Genomic DNA, 4,654 nt, shown 5'->3' on the forward strand with positions numbered 1-4,654 from the left:
CGGCGCTTGGGTTCAAGACGGTCGTCGCAACCGAAGGCGAGGGCTGGCAGGACAAGGTTCGCGCCATTACCGGCGGTGCGCCCATCATTCGCGGCATCGAGTCCCTTGGAGGGGATGGCGCGGCGCAGCTTTCGAGCATTCTGGCCGATGGCGCGCAGTTGGTCAGTTTTGGTGCGATGACCGGGCGACCGCTGAAGATTTCGGCGGGCGAACTGCTATTCCGCAATATCACGGTCAAGGGTTTCTGGGGCGCCAAGCCGCCGGTCAAGCCCGAGCGGATCGGGAAACTGCTGGGCGAGCTGGTGAGGAATGCCGCGGCCGGCAAGCTGGTACTCGATATCGAGGCGGCTTATCCGATCAGCGATGTCGCAGAAGCCGTGCGGGCCAGCGGCGAGCCCGGCCGCAAGGGCAAGATCGCCATTCGCGGCAGCGCCGCCTGATCTAGCGGGCGGGCTCACCGGTCGCCGTGATTTTCGCATCTGCGAGAATTGCGGCGAAGACGGTGGCCTCGTCTTCTTCAAGGTCCTTGATCGAAAGACCCCGCTCGCTCGAAAAGCTCAGGTGCCAATCGCCTTCGGGCCGGGGGAAGGCCCGGACCAGGGTGCCGAGGGTCACCAGGGATGCGGGCGAGAGGGTGGTTTCGGGCAGGTCCGCGAGTGCGGCCACGGCGGTTTCCTGCATGACCATGATGGCGTCGGTCGGGTCTTCATCCGGCGCGAAAAGCCAGTTGAGGACTGCCGGGGCAAAAATTGCGACGAAAAGGCCGCGATCTTCGAGCGTCACATCCAGTTGATGCAGCGTGCCCGAGAGGTCGGCGAAATCGTCGATGTCGATATCGGTATTGTCGAAATCGGAGAGGGACACCTTTACCGCGACACGCCCGAGCTGTTCGGCGCTGAATTCGACCTCGGCCTGGCTGGTCAGGGCTTCGGGATCGGTCGTGTAGGCAAGGCGCAGGTTCATGGCGACGGTGCTGAGGGCAATGATGTAGTCCTGCAGCGGCGAATGGGTAACGGGCTTGAGGCGCACGCCCCGGAGGTCGAGGGTGGCGGCCTCGAAAATATTGCCGGTCGGGAAGGTTGTCAGGAGGTTGGGGCTGAGCAGCGTCACCGAGTCGATGCTGTAATTCATGTAGCTCGAGACGCCGTAGCTAACATTGGTCGCGCGGCAGCCGCCTTCGACATCTTCGACGGTGCTTTTGGGCCCGAGGGTAATCTCGGTGAGCGTGGCGACGAGAGCCGCGCAGTCGGCCAGGCCTTTGGTCTTGCCCAACGGCTCGGCGGCCACGCTCAGGGGCAGCAGGGGCAAGACGAGGGCGAAAAGGCCAAGCAATCGCATGTCGGCGCTCCGAGGAAGAAGGTCTCCGGCATCTCTAGGGGCAAGCGCGACGAGAATGTGGCGCGGTGCAAAAATCTAGAGGTAGCCGAGGAGGTTATCCTGCTCTTTGCGCAGCGCGAAGAGGCGGGTGGTGGTGTCCGGCGTGCAATTGGCAGAGGTCATGAGCGTGCCCTTGGCGATGGGGGCCGTTACCTTGCCGCCTTCGAGCAGGCCCACCGGGACGGCCCCGGCGGCGCGGGCATCGGCTGCGGTCATGGCATAGGAGCGGTAGCAGGTTTCGCCAATGGCATCGAGGCTTTCGCCGGGCAGGAGATCGCGCTTGGCGACTGCGCAGACTTCGGCGACCGGGCGCGGCAGCGGCACCATGTCGGGCTTGCCGTGAAGCATGATGCGCGCGCAGGTCAGCGGCACTTCCAGGCTCGTCAGATGATAGGGGCGGAAGAACGCGTAATAGGGGCCGTGGCCGATGTGAAGATCGTCCATGCGCTCGATGATGCGCGGATGCTCAGCCTTGACGATGACGAAGACGCCGGGGGCGACGCCCTTGCCGATGGTGAAATCGACGACGCCCGAGGAGTTGAGGATGCCGCCATCGGCCTTGGGGATCAGCACCTTGGCCATATCTTCGCGATTGGTTGCGGGGCCGTGCATGCCCGGAATATCGGGCATCAGGCCGGTGGCATTGGCGATGGCGGTCATTTCGACGGCGGTTTTTGAGCCGTCGACGAATTCGACCAGCATGCGCGGGTTCATGTTCCGGCGCGTGGCTTCCTCGCGATAGTCGTCGGGGACGGCGTCATGCTTCAAAGGATTGTTCTTGCCCTTGCCCGCGGCGACGATGTCGAGGCCGAGGGCGGAGACGAACTCGATCAGTTCCATGCAGGAGGAAGGTTCATCGCCGGCGCCGACGGAATAGACGACGCCGAGGCGGTCGGCCTGGGCCTTCAGGTAGGGCCCGATGGTGACGTCGGCCTCGACATTCATCATGACGAGATGCTTGCCGTGCTCCATGGCCGTGAGGTCAAAGTCGGCGGCGACGCCGGGCTTGCCGGTGGCGTCGATGACGACGTCGATATTGGGCGTCGTGACGAGGGTTTCGGCCGAGGTGACGGCGATCTTGCCCGCTTCGATGGCCGCGGTCGCGGCGGCGGGGGAATCGACGACCTTGCCGTGGCTGTCGTCGCCATAGGCGATGGTCATGGCGGCGAGAGCGGTATGCGGACGCCTTGTGGCGATGGCCGCCATCTCGATGCCCTTCATCAGGCTCATCTGGGTGACGAGGTCTGTGCCCATCTCGCCCGAGCCGATGACACCCACGCGGATCGGCCTGCCTTCATCAGCGCGGGCGGCAAGGTCACGGGCGAGCCCGGTCAGGGCGATCTTGGTGGTCATGGCAATTGTCCGGTTGGTACGGCGACTGGGTTACAGCCACTCGCCCGGAGGGGCAAGCGCGCTAAGCCAGGATAGGCGGGCGATTAGCACTTCTTAAACCGTTCCAGATAATTATGGCGAAGGAGAGAACGCCGGGGGCTGGCCAAGAAATGGCACATCAGGACGCAAGCGCGATAACCTTGCCAGAGGTTATCGACCTCGACGCGTTGGACGCAATTCGTGACAAGCTGATCGACGCTGTCGAAGACGGCGCGGTGACGGTGCTCGCCAGCGCGGTGCAACGTGTGTCGACCAATGGCCTGCTGATGCTGATCAGCGCCGCCGAGACTGCTCGCCGTAATCATAATGAATTTGCTGTTGACGCGCCGAGCGCCGCCATGTTGGCCGCGATCGATCGATTGGGCCTTGGCGCACAATTTTCTGGGATGATGAAACCATGACATTGCGCGTACTGACTGTGGATGATTCCAGAACCATCCTGGCCATGTTGCATCATACGCTGAGCAATGCCGGTTTCGAGGTGCTGCAGGCTGAAGACGGCAAGCAGGGCCTCGATGTCCTGATGAGCCACGATGTTGACGTCGTCATCACCGACATCAACATGCCCGTCATGGACGGTATCGAGTTCATCAAGAACGTGCGGGCCAGCGGCCAGTACCAGAGCCTGCCGATCCTGATCCTGACCACGGAAACCAGCCAGGACAAGCGCGACCAGGGCAAGGCCGCGGGCGGCACCGGCTGGATTGTCAAACCCTTCGATCCCGACAAACTGATCAGCGTCATTCATCGCGTGGTCCACTAACACGATCTGCTAAGGCTGGTGCGGCGCCATGAGCGACCTGGACGATTTCAAGGCCACCTATTTCGACGAATGCTCCGAGCTGATGAACGAGCTCGAGGAGCAGTTTGCCGCTATCGAAGGGGGTGAACGCGACGCAGACCGGCTCAATGCCGTTTTCCGCGCCATTCACTCGATCAAGGGCGGTGCCGGTGCTTTCGGTTTCTCCGGCCTTGTGGGCTTTGCCCATGCCTACGAAACCCTGCTCGACTACGTACGCGACGGTCGCGTCGAGATGACCGACGATGTCGTCAGCCTCTGCATCCGCGCCAATGACATTGTTGCTGACCACATCAACGCCGCCCAGAGCGGGGAAGAACTCGATGCCGACTATGGCGCCGAGGAAAAGCAGCGTTTCGATGCCATTGCCCGCGGCCAGCGTGGCGGTTCCGACGACGACGAGTGGAGCGGCGAGATCATCGAGGAATTCGATATCGAGTTTACCCCGGTGCGTGTTGAACTCGCGGTCAGCGAGGATGATACCGAGGACGTTCCGGTCGAGGCCGATACGTTTGAAGCGCCGCCCATGCCGGTCGAGCCGGGCCACTGGGAGGTGCGTTTCACGCCCTATCGCCAGCTTTATTCGCGCGCCAATGACCCGCTGCTGCTGTTCCGCGAGCTGGCGGCGCTGGGCGAAATCAATGTCCGCGCCATTCTCACCGACATTCCGGCGCTCAGCGATTTCGAACCTTTTGGCGTCTACTGCTCGTGGGAAATCTCGCTTTTTGCGCCCGAGTTGACAGAAGCTGCGATCCGGGAAGTTTTCGAATTCGTCGATGGGGATTGCAGCATCGAAGTGGTGCCGCTCGGCCATTCCGTGACGCCCCCGGCATCTTCGGCACCGGTAACGCCAACGATCGCACAGTCGATCGAGGTCGAAGACGACCTGATGGCCCTGACCGAGGATGAAGTTGCTTCTGCTCCGGTGCATCCTGTTGCCGACGCGCCCGTGGTTCCCGCGGTAGCCGATCCTGCCGTTGAAGAACCTGCACTGAGCTTCGCCGATCTCGCCAACGAGATTTCTGCCGCGGCGCCGCCGCGTCCGGTGCCGCAGGCCGCTGCGCCCAAGCCGGTAGTGGCCCCCAA

6 protein-coding genes are annotated in these 4,654 nt (G+C 62.8%); 4 read left to right on the forward strand and 2 right to left on the reverse strand.

The window, feature by feature from the left end; all coding sequences use genetic code 11:
- On the forward strand, positions 1–440 hold a 440-nt coding region (locus J0I64_RS00775), incomplete at its 5' end, for a zinc-binding dehydrogenase (protein ID WP_291405466.1).
- 1 nt (position 441) lies between these two features.
- Here J0I64_RS00775 and J0I64_RS00780 read toward each other — a convergent pair.
- Positions 442–1,338, reverse strand: coding sequence for a hypothetical protein (locus J0I64_RS00780; protein ID WP_291405468.1), 897 nt, complete (start codon positions 1,336–1,338; stop codon positions 442–444).
- 75 nt (positions 1,339–1,413) lie between these two features.
- Entirely contained in the window at positions 1,414–2,730 is a 1,317-nt protein-coding gene (locus J0I64_RS00785) for a homoserine dehydrogenase (RefSeq protein ID WP_291405470.1), read from the reverse strand.
- A 149-nt stretch (positions 2,731–2,879) separates the two neighbouring features.
- Between J0I64_RS00785 and J0I64_RS00790 the strand changes: the two genes are divergently transcribed.
- From J0I64_RS00790 to J0I64_RS00800, 3 genes are all read left to right on the forward strand, one after another.
- Positions 2,880–3,170, forward strand: a complete 291-nt coding sequence (locus J0I64_RS00790; protein ID WP_291405472.1) for an STAS domain-containing protein — start codon at positions 2,880–2,882, stop codon at positions 3,168–3,170.
- Entirely contained in the window at positions 3,167–3,532 is a 366-nt protein-coding gene (locus tag J0I64_RS00795; RefSeq protein ID WP_110149597.1) for a response regulator, read from the forward strand. Before J0I64_RS00790 ends, J0I64_RS00795 begins: the two co-directional genes overlap by 4 nt.
- Positions 3,533–3,560: 28 nt before the next feature.
- Positions 3,561–4,654, forward strand: a 1,094-nt coding sequence (locus tag J0I64_RS00800) for an Hpt domain-containing protein (protein WP_291405477.1), incomplete at its 3' end; no start/stop codon positions are given.

It is taken from the genome of Devosia sp. (assembly GCF_017307565.1).
Lineage (GTDB): Bacteria > Pseudomonadota > Alphaproteobacteria > Rhizobiales > Devosiaceae > Devosia.

Bases quoted from the DNA above. Each gene is read 5' to 3' on its own strand.
- J0I64_RS00795 (WP_110149597.1), top strand. From the start codon at position 3,167: ATGACATTGCGCGTACTGACTGTGGATGATTCCAGAACCATCCTGGCC.
- J0I64_RS00785 (WP_291405470.1), bottom strand. From the start codon at position 2,730: ATGACCACCAAGATCGCCCTGACCGGGCTCGCCCGTGACCTTGCCGCC.
- J0I64_RS00790 (WP_291405472.1), top strand. From the start codon at position 2,880: ATGGCACATCAGGACGCAAGCGCGATAACCTTGCCAGAGGTTATCGAC.
- J0I64_RS00780 (WP_291405468.1), bottom strand. From the start codon at position 1,338: ATGCGATTGCTTGGCCTTTTCGCCCTCGTCTTGCCCCTGCTGCCCCTG.